Raw genomic sequence first — 13,346 nt, 5'->3', positions numbered from 1 at the left:
GACGGACGAGAGGACTTTACCTACTATGAGCCAGGCTCGGGTTACCGAGAGCCATGGGAGGCTGCGTGTCCACTGTCGTCATCAAGCGGCCACCGCGCCGTCCGGCCCCGGAGATCCCGGTCGGCGAGCTGCCCGTCGAGGCGCCGCCGGAGATCCCCACCGCGGCCGGCGGGCGCTGGCAGCAGGCGCTGCTGGTGCTGCCGATGCTCGGCGGGACGGTGGCCATGGCGATGATGTTCGGCCGGGGCGGCGGCGCCTACTCGTACGTGGTGGGCGGGATGTTCGGGCTCTCCTCGCTGGCGATGCTCGTCACCACCTGGGGCAGTGCCGGCCCGAAGAAGTCCGAGCTGATGGGCGCCCGCCGGGAATACCTGCGGCACCTGGCCACGCTGCGCAGCCGGGTCCGGGAGACCGCCGGCGCGCAACGGGCCGGGCTCTCCTACCGCCATCCGGAGCCGGGGCGACTCTGGTCCACGGTGGACAGCCACCGGGTGTGGGAGCGCCGGCCGGGCGACCCGGACTTCGCCGTGGTCCGCGTGGGCGTCGGGCCGCAGACGCTCGCCACCCCGCTGGTCCCGCCGGTCACCCGCCCGCTGGAGGAGCTGGAGCCGATGACCGCCGGGGCGTTGCGGCGCTTCCTGGACGCGTACTCGGTGGTGCCGGACCTGCCGGTGGCGCTGTCGCTGCGCAGCTTCGCCCGGGTCTTCGTGCGCGGTCCGGCCGGCGCGGTACGCGGCGCCGGCTCGCCGGCCGCGCAGGCGCTGGCCCGGGCGGTGCTCACCCAGCTCGCCGTCTTCCACGCCCCGGACGAGATGCTGGTCGCGGTCTGCGCCGGGCCGGAACGCCGGGACCGCTGGGAGTGGGTGAAGTGGCTGCCGCACGCCCACCACCCGGCGCGCACCGACGCGCTCGGTCCGGTGCGCCTGGTCACCAGCGCCGCCGCCGACCTGGAACGGCTCCTCGACGACGTGCTCGGCAGCCGGTCCCGGTTCAGCCCGCACGGCCCGGCCACCGACGGGCCGCACGTGGTGGTGGTGCTCGACGGCGGCGACCTGACCGGGGCCGCCGACCTGGCCGGCGACGGCGGCATCGACGCGGTCACCGTGCTCGACCTGGACACCCCGCCGCCCCGGCTGCTCGACCGGTACGCCCTGCTGCTCGACGTGGTCGACGGCCGGCTGCACTCGCACTCCGCGGAGGGGCACGCCGAGGTCGGCGCCGCGGACACGCTGGCGCCGGCGGACGCGGAGGCGGTGGCCCGGCGGCTCGCGCCGCTGCGGCTGGCCGGTGCGGCACGTGGACCGGCCGCGGCACCTGGCGCCGAGCCGGGCCTGCCGGAGCTGCTCGGCCTCGGCGACCCGGAGGGCTTCACCGCCGAGCAGGGCTGGGCGCCCCGCGCCGCCCGCGACCGGCTGCGGGTGCCGATCGGGGTGGGCGCGGACGGCGGGGCGATCGACCTTGACCTGAAGGAGTCGGCGCTCGACGGCATGGGCCCGCACGGACTGCTGATCGGGGCCACCGGGTCGGGCAAGTCGGAGCTGCTCCGCACGCTCGTGCTCGGTCTGGCCGCCACGCACGGCTCGGAGCAGCTCAACTTCGTGCTCGTCGACTTCAAGGGCGGTGCCACCTTCGCGCCGTTCGAGCGGTTGCCGCACACCGCCGCCGTGATCACCAACCTGGCCGACGCGCTACCCCTGGTCGACCGGATGGTCGACGCGATCAACGGGGAGCTGATGCGTCGTCAGGAGCTGCTGCGCCGGGCCGGCAACTTCGCGAGCGTGCGCGACTACGAGCGGGCGCGCGCGGCCGGCAGCCCGCTGGCCCCGCTGCCGTCGCTGCTGCTGATCTGCGACGAGTTCTCCGAGCTGCTCTCCGCCAAGCCCGACTTCATCGACCTGTTCGTGCAGATCGGCCGGCTGGGCCGGTCGCTCGGCGTGCACCTGCTGCTGGCCAGCCAGCGGCTGGAGGAGGGACGGCTGCGCGGGCTGGACACCCACCTGTCGTACCGGATCGGGTTGCGCACGTTCTCGGCGCTGGAGTCCCGGACGGTGCTCGGCGTGCCGGACGCGCACGAGCTGCCCCGCACGCCCGGGCACGGCTACCTGCGTTCCGGCACCGATCCGCTGGTCCGGTTCAAAGCCGCGTACGTCTCCGGGGCGGTCCGCCGGCGCACCGGCCCGGCGGGCGGCGCCGGCGCCGGCGAGGCGCGGGTGCTCGCGTTCTCCACCCACCTGACGCCGGTGCCCGAGCCGGCCGAGCCGGCCGCCCTCACGGCCGAGGAGGAGGGCGGGGAGACACTGCTCGACCTGCTCGTGGGCCGGCTGGCCGGGCAGGGTCCCCCGGCCCACCAGGTGTGGCTGCCCCCGCTGGACGCCGCACCCACGCTGGACGAGCTGCTCGGCCCGGTCGGCGTCGATCCGACCCGCGGGCTGACCGTGGCCAATCCCGAGCTGCACGGCGCGTTGCAGGTGCCGGTGGCCGTGGTGGACAAGCCCTTCGAGCAGCGGCGGGACCTGTTCTGGCTGGCCCTGGACGGTGCGGCCGGACACGTCGCGGTGGTCGGCACCACCCGCAGCGGCCGGTCGGCGCTGCTGCGCACGCTCGTCTGCGCGTTGGCGCTCACCCACACCCCGACCGAGGTGCAGGTCTATTGCCTCGACTTCGGCGGCGGGACGCTCGGCGCACTGCGCGACCTGCCGCACGTCGGCGGCGTCAGCGGCCGGACCGACGGCACCGCGGTCCGTCGCACCGTCGGCGAGGTCGCCAACCTGCTCACCGAGCGGGAGCGGCGGTTCACCGAGGCGGGGGTGGAGTCGATGGCCGCCTGGCGCCGGCGGCGGGCCGCCACGCCGGCGGGCGGACCGGCCGGGGCCGACCCGTTCGGGGACGTGTTCCTGGTCGTGGACGGCTGGAACACGCTGCGTGGTGAGTACGAGGACCTGGAGCCGCTCGTCACCGAGCTGGCCACCCGGGGGCTGGCGTACGGGGTGCACGTGGTGGCGAGCGCGCTGCGCTGGTCGGACTTCCGGCCGGCGATCCGGGACCTGTTCGGGTCCCGGCTGGAGCTGCGCCTCGGCGACCCGGCCGACTCGGTGGTGGTCAAGCGCGCGCTGGCGGCGACCGTGCCGGAGGAGCGGCCGGGGCGCGGGATCACCGCCGGTGGGCTGCACTTCCTCACCGCGCAGCCCCGGGTGACCGCCTTGGGCGCCGAGACCGGTGACCTGGTCACGTCCGTCGCGCAGGCGTGGACCGGCCCGGCCGCGCCCCGGGTACGGCTGCTCCCGCCGGTGCTGCCGTACGCCGAGCTGGACCAGACCGGGACCACCGGCCTGGCCTTCCCGATCGGGGTGGCCGAGGCCGACCTGGCCCCGGTGGTGCTGGACTTCGCCACCGAGCCGAACTTCGTGGTCTTCGGCGACGCCGAGTGCGGCAAGTCCTCGTTCCTGCGCGCGCTCGCCACCTCGATCGTCGGTCGGTTCGCCCCGGAGCAGGCCCGGGTGATCCTGGTCGACTACCGGCGCAGCCTGATGGGCGCGATCGAGACGGCCCACCTCATCGGGTATGGCACCGCCGCCCCGCACACCACCGAGCTGATCGAGTCGGCGGTCGGTTATCTCCAGGGGCGGCAGCCGGGGCCCGGGGTGACTCCGGCCGAGTTGCGCAGCCGGTCGTGGTGGACCGGGCCGGAGTTGTTCGTGCTCGTCGACGACTACGACCTGGTGGCCGGCGGGCCGACGAACCCGTTGCGGGCGTTGGAGGAGCACCTTCCGCATGCCCGGGACGTCGGGCTGCACCTGGTGCTGGCACGGCGTTCCGGCGGGGCCGGGCGGACCGCGTACGAACCGATCATCCAGCGGCTGCGGGAGTTGTCCACGGCCGGGCTGGTGATGTCGGGCGGCCCGGAGGAGGGTCCGCTCGTCGGGCAGGTGAAGGCCGGGCCACTGCCGCCGGGCCGGGCCCGTCTGGTCACCCGCCGTGAGGGCGTACGTCTGGTGCAGTTGGCTCATCTCCCGCCCGGGTGACCGGACGCGCGGAAGTGCCCCGTGACGGCCGGGACAACCGGTAATCTCCGAGCAGCATGTTTCGGGAGCGACGGAATGGCTGGGGGACTGTGACCAGGGACCGGCAGGGACTTCCCGGCGTGCCGCCCCGGCGTCTCGCCGGGCGGGCACTGCTCGCCGCCGCGGCGGGGCTGGCCGTCACGGCCGGTCCGCTGGTTCCGCCGGCGTACGCCGCGCCGGCCGCCTCCGTCGCCACCCGGCCGCCCTCCTGGGCGACTCCGCGGCTCGTGTTCCGGGCGGACCAGGTCCGCGACGAGCAGTGGCAGTTGGCGGAGCTGCGGGCGAAGACCGCCTGGAAGACGTCGACCGGTCGCGGCGTGGTGGTCGCAGTGATCGACTCCGGGGTGGACGCGTCCCACCCGGACCTGGCCGGGCAGGTGCTGCCCGGCCTCGACATGGTCTCGCCGGGCGGCACGGACGAGCCGGATCCGGTCGGGCACGGCACCACGGTGGCCGGGTTGATCGCCGGCCGGGCCGACGACGACCGTGGCGTGGTGGGGCTGGCGCCGGACGCGAAGATCCTCCCGATCCGGGTGCTGGACGCCGAGAACCGGTACGACGACGCTTTGATCATCGCGAAGGCGGTGCGCTGGGCGGTCGACAACGGCGCCCGCGTGGTCAACCTGTCGTTGGGCGGCGGCGGAGACAGCCCGGCCCTGGCCGCCGCGCTCGACTACGCCTTCGCCCGGGACGTGGTGGTGGTGGCGTGCACCGGCAACCTGGCCACCTCGACCACCACGAAGGTCTGGTATCCGGCCCGGGAGCCGGGCGTGCTGGCGGTCACCGGCCTGGATCGCAACAGCGAGCACCTCTGGTCCGGCGCGATCACCGGCCGCGAGACCATCCTCAGCGCACCGGCCACCGCTCTCTACGGCGCCCGTTCGCAGGGTGGCTACTGGCGGGTGCAGGGCACGAGCTTCGCCGCGCCGCTTGTCGCCGCCACGGCCGCCCTGGTCCGCGCGCGGTATCCACGGATGTCGGCCGGCGACGTGGTCAACCGGCTGATCCGCACCGCCCGGGATCTCGGCCCGACCGGCCGGGACGACCGGTTCGGCTACGGCATGGTCGACCCGGTGGCGGCGCTCACCGCCGACGTGGCGGCGGTGGGGCACAACCCGCTCGACGACAACGCCTCGCCGGGCGTGGTGGGCTTCGGGCCCGCGCCGGGTGCGGACCCGGACACCCGGGCCGCGGCGGCGGGGCAGGGCGGCGACCCGCTCGGCCGCTCGCAGCCGGCGGGGTGGGCGGCCCGCCCGGCGGGGCAGGCCGACCGTTCCACGCCGGAGCGGCTGTGGTCCGGGCTGGCCCTGTTCGTCGCGCTTGTCACCGGCACCGCGTTGATGGTGCGCCGGTTCCGGCGGGCCCGTCGCTGACCGGCGACCGCCACCGGTCTGACCACGCGCCGAGCGGGGTAGTGACCATCGCATGAACAGCTCCGGCTCGACGTTCACCCGCGACCGGTCCTGGCGGAGCCGCCGCCTCGACCCCGACCGGTCGCTGGGTCTCCGGCTCACCCTGGCCGCCGTCGCGGCGATCCTGGTGCTGGTGCCGTTCGCCCTGCTGGCGCTGCTGGTGCTCGGTGCCTGGCCGCCGCTGCTCCGGCTGGACGCGGCGGTCACCGACGCGTTCCACGGCTACGCGGTGGGTCATCCGGCCTGGGTGCGGGCGATGACCGTGTGGACGCACGTCTTCGGGCCCGGCCCGCTGCGGGTGGCCGCCGCGGTGGTGGTGATCTGGCTGCTGCGGCGCGGGGCACGCCGGCTGGCGGTCTGGGTGGTGGCCACGATGGTGGCCGGTGGCCTGCTCGGCGCGCTGCTCAAACTGCTCGTCGGCCGGGACCGGCCGGATCTGCTGGAGCCGGTGGCCCGGGCCGCCGGTTACTCCTTCCCGTCCGGGCACGCGCTGACCGCGGCGCTGGCCGCCGGGGTGCTGCTGCTGGTCTTCCTGCCGTTCGCCCGCGGCGGGGCCGGGCGGGTCGCGTTGTGGACCGCGGCGGCGCTGCTCACGGTGGTGACCGGGCTGAGCCGGATCGCGTTGGGCGTGCACTGGACCAGCGACGTGGTGGGCGGCTGGGTGCTCGGTGCGGCCGTGGTGGCCGCCACCGCGGCCGGTTTCACCACCTGGCGGCCCGGCGCCGGGCACCGGCCGGTCCGGCCGCTGCAGGAGGGGGTGGAACCCGAGGTGGTCGAGCCGGGTTCCGAGGATAGATGGGCGTAACAGGAGGTCCGGCGGGGTAAAGGGCGGCTCATGTCCGATGTCGCGGTCCAGATCGCCCGGCGCGTCCTGCTGCCGGTGGCCCTGCTCTTCGCCGCCATGGTGGGCCTGGGCCTGCTGGTCACCCGGGTGCTCACGCACACCTGGCCGTTCACCGTGGAGGACGCGGTCAACCGGGAGTTCGCGGGCGACCGGAGTCCGGGGTGGAACGACGTCTCGCTCGTCTTCAGCACGTTGGCCAGCACCCAGATGATCGTCGTGGTGACGGTGCTGGCCGCGTTGGTGCTGCGGCTGGTGCTGCACCGCTGGCGGGAGCCGATCTTCCTCTGCGCGGCGGTGATCGCGCAGGCCCTGATCTTCCTCTTCACCACCATGGTCATCGACCGGAACCGTCCGGCCGTGGCGCACATGGACTCCTCCCCGCCGACGTCCAGCTTCCCCTCCGGGCACACCTCGGCGGCGACCGCGCTCTACGTCGGCCTCGCACTGCTGCTGGCGCTGCGGGCGCGCAGCACGCCGGCCAAGGTCACCTGGTGGACGCTGCTGGTGCTGGTCCCGGTCGGCGTGGCGCTCACTCGGATGTACCGGGGCATGCACCATCCGAGTGACGTGGTGGCCTCGTTCGTCAACGGCGGCACCTGCGTGGCGATCATGGCGCGGACGGTGCTCGACCGCACGCTCACCTGGGGGCGGGCGAAGGTGCCGCCGATCCGTCCGGGCGACGACGTGACGCCGGCGGGCGCGCCGGCAGGCGGCTGACCGCCGCGCCGGCTCAGGTGCAGTCGCCGGTGGCCACTCCCCGGGTACGCTCCGCGCCCGCCAGCGCCACCGACCGCGCCTCGGCCGCGGTCACCGCGAAGCCGGTGTTCGGGTCGTCCGCGGCCGCCGCGAAGATCACCCCGAGCACCAGCCCGTTCGAGGAGACGAGCGGGCCGCCGGAGTTGCCGCTGCGCACCAGCGCCCGGATCGTGTAGATCTCCCGCGTCACGTCGCCGGAGGAGTAGATGTCCGGCCCGGTGATCCGGTCGACGTCGCGGACCCGGGCCGGCCGGGCGTCGTACGGGCCGTCGAGGGGGAAGCCGAGCACGATCGCGTCCGCCCCGCTGCCGGCGGCCCCGGCGGCGAAACGCAGCGACGGTCCGGGCAGCCCGGGCACGTAGAGCACGGCCAGGTCCCGCGCCGGGTCGTAGACCACCACCTCGCCGTCGTAGCGCTCCCCGCGCAGCTCCACCGCCACCGATCGGGTGCCGGCCACCACGTGCGCGTTCGTCATCACCCGGTCGTCGGCGTAGACGAAGCCGGAGCCCTCGATCCGGCGGGAGCAGCTCGGCGCGGAGCCGAGCACTTTCACCACGGACCGCTTGCTGTTCGCGACCACCTGCGAGCCGGCGAGCGCCGGGTCTGGCGGGGAGACCTGCCGGGCGTTGGTGCTGCCCAGGCCGTTGAACACGTCGGGGAAGCCGTTGGTGTCGACGGTGTCCCGCAACGCCGTGGAGAGCTCCTGGGCGCGGTCGGGCAGCACCCGGTCCACCACGGTGAGCAGCGCGCTGTCCTTGACCGAGGCGGCCAGCCAGGGCACCGACGAGGAGCCCAGCGGCACCGCGACCAGCCAGGCCACGAGCATGACTGCGATGACCGAGATGAATGCGCCGCCGACGTCGTCGACCTTCTTCCCGGTCGGTCCGGTGATGGCGGCGCGCAGGTTGGAGCCGAGCCAACCGGCGAGCGCCTGCCCCAGCACGGCGAGCCCGAAGATCGCCACCAGGGAGATCAGCACCCGGGTGCCGCTGGCCGCGAACTGCCTGGCGATCAGCGGGCCGACCTGGAGACCTATCAACGCGCCCAGGAAGAACCCGGAGAACGACAGGGCACCGATGACGAAGCCCTGACGGTATCCGCTGATCGCGAACACGAGCATGAGCAGCAGCAGTACGAGATCCACGGCGGACACGCCCCCAGGGTACGGGCACCGGGCTCGCAGCCGGCTCAGCGCTCGCTGAACGTGACCTGAGGATGCGTGCGAGTGATCAGCGCACCCGGCTCTCGTCGGCCGCGTCGGTGCCGGCCGAGGGGGCCGGCGTGGCGCCGACCGGCGGCAGCTCCACCACCCGGGAGCGCGGCCAGGGCCGGGCCCAGCCGCCCATCTCCAGCAGCCGGTCGATCACTCCGGCGGTGAAGCCCCAGACCAGCATGCCGCGCGCCGAGAAGGCCGGGCCGGTCCAGCCGCTGGGATGGCGTACCCGCATCCGGTTGTCCGGGTCGACAAGCTCGGCCACGGGCAGCCGGGCGACGTGCGCCACCTCGGCCGGCTCGCGCGGGTGCACCGGGTGCGGGTCGTGCCACCAGGCGAGCACCGGGGTGACCACGAAGTCACTCACCGGGATCCAGAGGCGGGGCAGCTCGGCCAGCACGGTGACGCTTGCCGGGTCGAGGTCGACCTCCTCGTTCGCCTCGCGCAGCGCGGTGGCCCGGGCGTCGGCGTCCTCCGGGTCGGCCGCCCCGCCGGGGAAGGCCGGCTGGCCGGCGTGGTTGCGCAGGGTCGCGGCGCGCTGGAGGACGAGCACGTCCGGCCCGGCGCCGGGTTCCTCGCCGAGCAGCACCAGCACGGCGCTCTCCCGGCCGCCGGTCTCCGGCGTGGTGAGCCGGGTGAAGTCCTCCGCCCGCGCGGTGCCGAGCCGGCCCAGCAGCGGGTCGAACCATCCGGGCGGCCGTCGGGTCATACGGTCACCCCGAGGTGGGTACGGACGAGCGTGGCGAGGCGGGCGTCGTCGAGCGCGCCGGTCCCCTCGATGTGCCGGATCCGGCCGTCGGCGCCGACGAGCACGGTCAGCGGGAACGCGCTGCGTTCGAGCGCGCGTTCGAACGCGTCGCCCTGGTCGACGAGCATCGGGAAGCCGACGCCGAAGTCCTCACCGATGGACTGCGCGCCGCCGCGGCTGTCCCGGCTGTTCACGCCGATGACCTGGAACCGGCCGTCGGCCCGCTCGCTGAGCCGCTGGAACGCGGGCAGTTCCTTGCGGCACGGCGGGCACCAGGACGCCCAGACGTTGAGCACGGCCGGGCCCTTCACCTCGCGCAGCCGCACCGGCGCCCCGCCGGTGAAGCAGTTGAGCGTCAGGTCGGGCAGCGGATCACCGGCCTTGCCGGGCGGCGACGGCGTGGCCGAGGCCGGCGCCACGGTCAGCGGGGCGCAGTCGGCGAACGGCGACGGGCGTTCCGCCCGGGTGGCCGGCGCCGGCCCGGCGGGCTCCTCGGCCGTGGCGGTGCAGCCCGCCGCCGCCAGCAGCAGCGGGACGAGCAGGAGGATGAGCCGGCGGTGGTTCACGGCACGTCCGCCCCGGTCGCCTGCGGCGGCACCAGGTCGGGGTCGAGCCCGACGGCCGCCGCGAGGTCCCGCGCGCGGGGGCCCTTCAACAGCTTGGCCGCGGCGGCCGGCTCGGTCGGCCCGGTGCCGTACGCGGGGCAGAGCTTCGCCAGCGTGCACGCGCCGCAGGCCGGCTTGCGGGCATGGCAGACCCGGCGGCCGTGGAAGATGATCCGGTGCGACAGCATGGTCCAGTCGCGCCTGGGGAAGATCGCGCCGATCGCGTGCTCGATCTTGACCGGGTCGGTCTCAATGGTCAGCTCCCACCGCTGCACCAGCCGTTGGAAGTGGGTGTCGACGGTGATGCCGGGGACGTCGAAGGCGTTGCCGAGGATGACGTTCGCGGTCTTGCGCCCGATGCCCGGCAGGGTGACCAGGTCGGTCAGCTTGCCGGGCACCTCGCCGTCGTACCGCTCGCAGAGCGCGCGGCCCAGGTTGATCAGTGAGCTGGTCTTGTTGCGGTAGAACCCGGTGGGCCGGATCAGCTCCTCCAGCTCCGCGCGGTCCGCCCCGGCGTAGTCGGCGGCGGTGCGGTAGCGGGCGAACAACTTCGGCGTGACCTCGTTGACCTTCTTGTCGGTGCACTGGGCGGACAGGATCGTGGCGACCGCCAGCTCCAGCGCGTTGGCGTGGTCGAGTTCACAGTGCGCGTCGGGGTGGGTCTCGGTCAGCACCCGGCCGATGCGGCGGGCGCGACGCGTACGGCCGAGGTCGGTCTCGGGGGAGCGCGTGGTCACGCCGGCCAGCCTACGTCGCGGGGCCGACGAGCCGGCGCGCCGACGCGGTCCGCGTGCGCTCAGCCACCCGCCGGGGCGCTGATCTTGCCGGTCGCGTCGAGCTTCGCGCCGGTCCTGCCGAAGTCCGTCCCGGTCAGCTCGCGCACCAGCCCGAGACCACGGTCCTGCCGGTCGACGGACGGACGGCCCACGCCGTTCATCACGGTCGAGGTGAACGTGCCGCCGACGAACCGCCCCTCGGCGGTGAGCGACACCTTGAGCACGCCGCCCCAGCCGAGCCGGCCGGCGCTGTTCAACGACTTCCCGCCGCCGGCGAAGTTGCCCAGGCTGTAGGCGATCAGCTTGCCCTGGTAGAACTCCATGCCACGCAGCACGTGCGGGCCGTGCCCGATCACCAGGTCCGCGCCGGCGTCGATGACGGCACGGGAGAAGCGCACCGGGTCGCCCCGGTTCTCCCCGACGTACGTCTCGGTGCCCGGCTTCACCCTGGTCTTGTCGGCGCCCTCGGCGCCCATGTGCACCTGCACCACCACGAGCTGGGCCTGCTCCTTGGCCATCTCGATGACCTGCTTGGCGGCGTCGAGGTCGACCAGGCTGTTCGACCAGGGGTACGACGAGAAGCCGACCACTGCCACCTTGATGCCCTTGACCTCGACGACGGTGATCTCGCCGGGCGCCCCGGTGTGCTTGAGCCCGTGCGCCTCAAGCGCCGACTGGGTGTTCTCGTAGCCCTGCTGCCCGTAGTCGTTGCCGTGGTTGTTGGCCTGGTTGAGCAGCTGGAACCCGGCCGTGCGCAGGTGCGCCGCGTAGCCGGGCGGTGCCCGGAACTGATAGCAGTTCTTCGGGTTCGGGCCGCACTTGCCGGCGCCGGTGTCCTCGGTGAGCGGCTCCTCCAGGTTGCCCATCACCAGGTCACCCTTGAGCGCGGACTTCACGTCGTCGAAGAAGCCCTTGCCGCCGTTGGGGGGAAGCCGGTCCGGCGCGTTCCCCATGATCACGTCGCCGGTCGCAGTGAGTGAGATCGACGGCTCCTTCGACTCGCCGGCCGCCGGCTGGTCGCCCGTGGCGGGCCCGGCCGAGCCGGTCGACCCCCCGCCCTGCCCGTTCTGCCAGAGCGGGTCGTCGCCGCCGGAGTCCGAGCAGCCGGCGGCGAGCAGGACCGCGAAGAGGGCGCCGAGCGCGGCGAGCCGCGCGCCGAGGACGGACCGGCGCGCGGCGGGGTCGACGCGGCGCGGGCCCGGACCGGCGGGGCGACGGGCACGGGACACAGAAGGGGTGGGAGCGTACATCGTCGGCGACGCTACCGTGCCGGGAACGCCGCGACGAGGGCCGAATGGCCGGAGTAGTCGCCCGCGCACGTCAGCCTGCCCGCCGGTCGGACCACGGCACCACCGTGCCGGCGCCGCCGTCGCGCACCGCGGCGTGCACGGCGCGGGCCAGCGGTGCGCCCCACGCCGAGCGCGGGCCGCCGTACGGGGCCGGCTCGCCGTCGGCCGGGCAGAGCACGGTCACCGCGTCGGTGGCGGTCCCGGTGGCCGGCAGCCCCAGCTCCCAGATCGCCTGCGCCTTCGCCTCGGTGGCCGTGGCCACCGCGTTAACCAGGGCCGCGTCCCCGAGCCGGGCCGGCACGTACACGACGATGTTGACCGTGCCGACGCGCCGGGCCGTCGCGGCGGCGGGGTCCGTCACGGCGGCGGGGGCGGGCGCGGCGGCCCACACCGGGGCGCCCAGGCCGACCGTCGCCCAGACCCGGACACCACCGTCCGCCCGGCGCACCACCTCGCTCACGTCCACGCCGGTCAGCAGCCCGACCCCGGGTCCGTCCAGGTCGAGATCGCGGGCCAGCCCGGCCAGGTGGGCGGCGGGGTCGTCCCGGTCGTACGACATCGGCACGGTCGCGTTCACCACCCACCCCCGGACGCCGATCCCCCCGCCCAGCGGGGCGGAGCCGACCGCGAGCAACGGCGTGGCGGCCCGCCAGACCAACAGCGGAATGTCCCACCCGGCCTCCGACCGGCTGGTAAGGATCGGCTCACCCAGCACGCCGGTCACCCTACGATCACAGGTGGGCAGGGGTGGCGCCGGCCCGGACCAGGGAGCGAGATCCAGGGGTGCACCTCCGATTCCTGCTCACGTGCGCCTAGACTGGCGGCGCGCGAGGGATCAGCGGACGGCGGACCCGGCCGACGGACGGCACGCGCAGGCGGAGGTGCGCGATGGACGAGGTACTGGCCCGCAGCGGGATCTTCCAGGGCGTTGACCCGGAGGCTGCCGAGGCGCTCGCCAAGGAGATGGAGACGATCGAGGTCCGCAAGGGCGAGGTCGTCTTCAACGAGGGCGAGCCCGGAGACAGTCTCTACATCCTCCTGTCCGGCAAGATCAAGGTCGGTCGCCGCGCGGCGGACGGCCGGCAGAACCTGATCGCCGTGATGGGCCCGTCGGACATGGTCGGCGAGCTGTCGCTGTTCGACCCCGGCCCGCGGACGGCGACCGCCACCGCGGTCACCGACACCCGGCTGGTCCGGCTGCGCAAGCAGGCCCTGCGGCCGTGGCTCAACAACCGCCCGGAGATCGCCGAGCAGCTGCTCCGGGTGCTGGCCCGCAGGCTGCGCCGGACCAACGACTCACTCGCCGACCTGATCTTCACCGACGTGCCGGGCCGGGTCGCCAAGAACCTGCTCCAGATGGCCGGCCGGTTCGGCACCCGCGACGGCGGCGTGCTGCGGGTGACCCACGACCTCACCCAGGAGGAGATCGCCCAGCTCGTCGGCGCCTCCCGGGAGACCGTCAACAAGGCGCTCGCCGACTTCGCCTCACGCGGCTGGCTGCGACTGGACGGCAAGAGCATCATCATCCTCGACCCGGAGCGCCTGGCCCGCCGCGCGCGGGTCTGACCCTCCCGGCCCCCGATTCGCTCCGGCCCGGTCCGCCCCGCGCGGCCCGGGCCGGTCCCGACCTCCTCACCGCCTT

General features: G+C 74.7%; 11 protein-coding genes. 5 read left to right on the top strand and 6 right to left on the bottom strand.

Going from position 1 to position 13,346, the window contains the following annotated elements; translation table 11 throughout:
- Nucleotides 1-65 precede the first annotated feature (65 nt).
- From eccCa to O7602_RS00420, 4 genes are all read left to right on the top strand, one after another.
- Entirely contained in the window at nt 66-4,022 is a 3,957-nt protein-coding gene (gene eccCa / locus O7602_RS00435; RefSeq protein WP_281586273.1) for a type VII secretion protein EccCa, read from the top strand.
- Nucleotides 4,023-4,141: 119 nt separating this feature from the next.
- Nucleotides 4,142-5,434 carry a type VII secretion-associated serine protease mycosin gene (gene mycP, locus O7602_RS00430; protein WP_281586272.1) on the top strand — a complete coding sequence of 431 codons (1,293 nt, stop codon included), beginning with the start codon at nt 4,142-4,144 and terminating at the stop codon, nt 5,432-5,434.
- A 52-nt stretch (nt 5,435-5,486) separates the two neighbouring features.
- Complete coding sequence (locus O7602_RS00425; protein ID WP_281586271.1) at nt 5,487-6,278, top strand: phosphatase PAP2 family protein; 792 nt, start codon at nt 5,487-5,489, stop codon at nt 6,276-6,278.
- Between the two features lie 30 nt (nt 6,279-6,308).
- A complete protein-coding gene (locus O7602_RS00420) occupies nt 6,309-7,034 on the top strand; it encodes a phosphatase PAP2 family protein (protein ID WP_281586270.1) in 726 nt (241 codons plus the stop codon).
- A 13-nt stretch (nt 7,035-7,047) separates the two neighbouring features.
- On the opposite strand, the gene O7602_RS00415 is transcribed toward O7602_RS00420, so the two are convergent.
- The 6 genes from O7602_RS00415 to O7602_RS00390 form a co-directional block, all read right to left on the bottom strand.
- Nucleotides 7,048-8,226 (bottom strand): MarP family serine protease, encoded by a 1,179-nt coding sequence (locus O7602_RS00415; RefSeq protein WP_281586269.1) that lies wholly within the window; start codon nt 8,224-8,226, stop codon nt 7,048-7,050.
- 76 nt (nt 8,227-8,302) lie between these two features.
- Nucleotides 8,303-8,995 (bottom strand): CoA pyrophosphatase, encoded by a 693-nt coding sequence (locus O7602_RS00410; protein WP_281586268.1) that lies wholly within the window; start codon nt 8,993-8,995, stop codon nt 8,303-8,305.
- Nucleotides 8,992-9,600, bottom strand: coding sequence for a TlpA disulfide reductase family protein (locus O7602_RS00405; protein WP_281586266.1), 609 nt, complete (start codon nt 9,598-9,600; stop codon nt 8,992-8,994). The genes O7602_RS00410 and O7602_RS00405 overlap by 4 nt, the downstream gene beginning before the upstream one ends.
- A complete protein-coding gene (gene nth / locus O7602_RS00400; RefSeq protein ID WP_281586264.1) occupies nt 9,597-10,376 on the bottom strand; it encodes an endonuclease III in 780 nt (259 codons plus the stop codon). The genes O7602_RS00405 and nth overlap by 4 nt, the downstream gene beginning before the upstream one ends.
- A 59-nt stretch (nt 10,377-10,435) precedes the next feature.
- Nucleotides 10,436-11,533 carry a CapA family protein gene (locus O7602_RS00395; protein WP_281590026.1) on the bottom strand — a complete coding sequence of 366 codons (1,098 nt, stop codon included), beginning with the start codon at nt 11,531-11,533 and terminating at the stop codon, nt 10,436-10,438.
- A gap of 202 nt (nt 11,534-11,735) precedes the next feature.
- Complete coding sequence (locus tag O7602_RS00390; protein WP_281590024.1) at nt 11,736-12,419, bottom strand: adenosylcobinamide amidohydrolase; 684 nt, start codon at nt 12,417-12,419, stop codon at nt 11,736-11,738.
- Nucleotides 12,420-12,592: 173 nt separating this feature from the next.
- Between O7602_RS00390 and O7602_RS00385 the strand changes: the two genes are divergently transcribed.
- Nucleotides 12,593-13,270 (top strand): Crp/Fnr family transcriptional regulator, encoded by a 678-nt coding sequence (locus O7602_RS00385; RefSeq protein WP_007073398.1) that lies wholly within the window; start codon nt 12,593-12,595, stop codon nt 13,268-13,270.
- Nucleotides 13,271-13,346: the final 76 nt, after the last annotated feature.

The sequence above is a fragment of the Micromonospora sp. WMMD1128 genome (assembly GCF_027497235.1).
In the GTDB taxonomy this organism is placed as follows: Bacteria; Actinomycetota; Actinomycetes; order Mycobacteriales; family Micromonosporaceae; genus Micromonospora.
This window is presented reverse-complemented; position numbering and strand designations above follow the sequence as displayed.

Coding starts and splice junctions, on each gene's coding strand:
- O7602_RS00425 (WP_281586271.1), top strand. CDS start 5,487: ATGAACAGCTCCGGCTCGACGTTCACCCGCGACCGGTCCTGGCGGAGC.
- O7602_RS00420 (WP_281586270.1), top strand. CDS start 6,309: ATGTCCGATGTCGCGGTCCAGATCGCCCGGCGCGTCCTGCTGCCGGTG.
- O7602_RS00410 (WP_281586268.1), bottom strand. CDS start 8,995: ATGACCCGACGGCCGCCCGGATGGTTCGACCCGCTGCTGGGCCGGCTC.
- O7602_RS00385 (WP_007073398.1), top strand. CDS start 12,593: ATGGACGAGGTACTGGCCCGCAGCGGGATCTTCCAGGGCGTTGACCCG.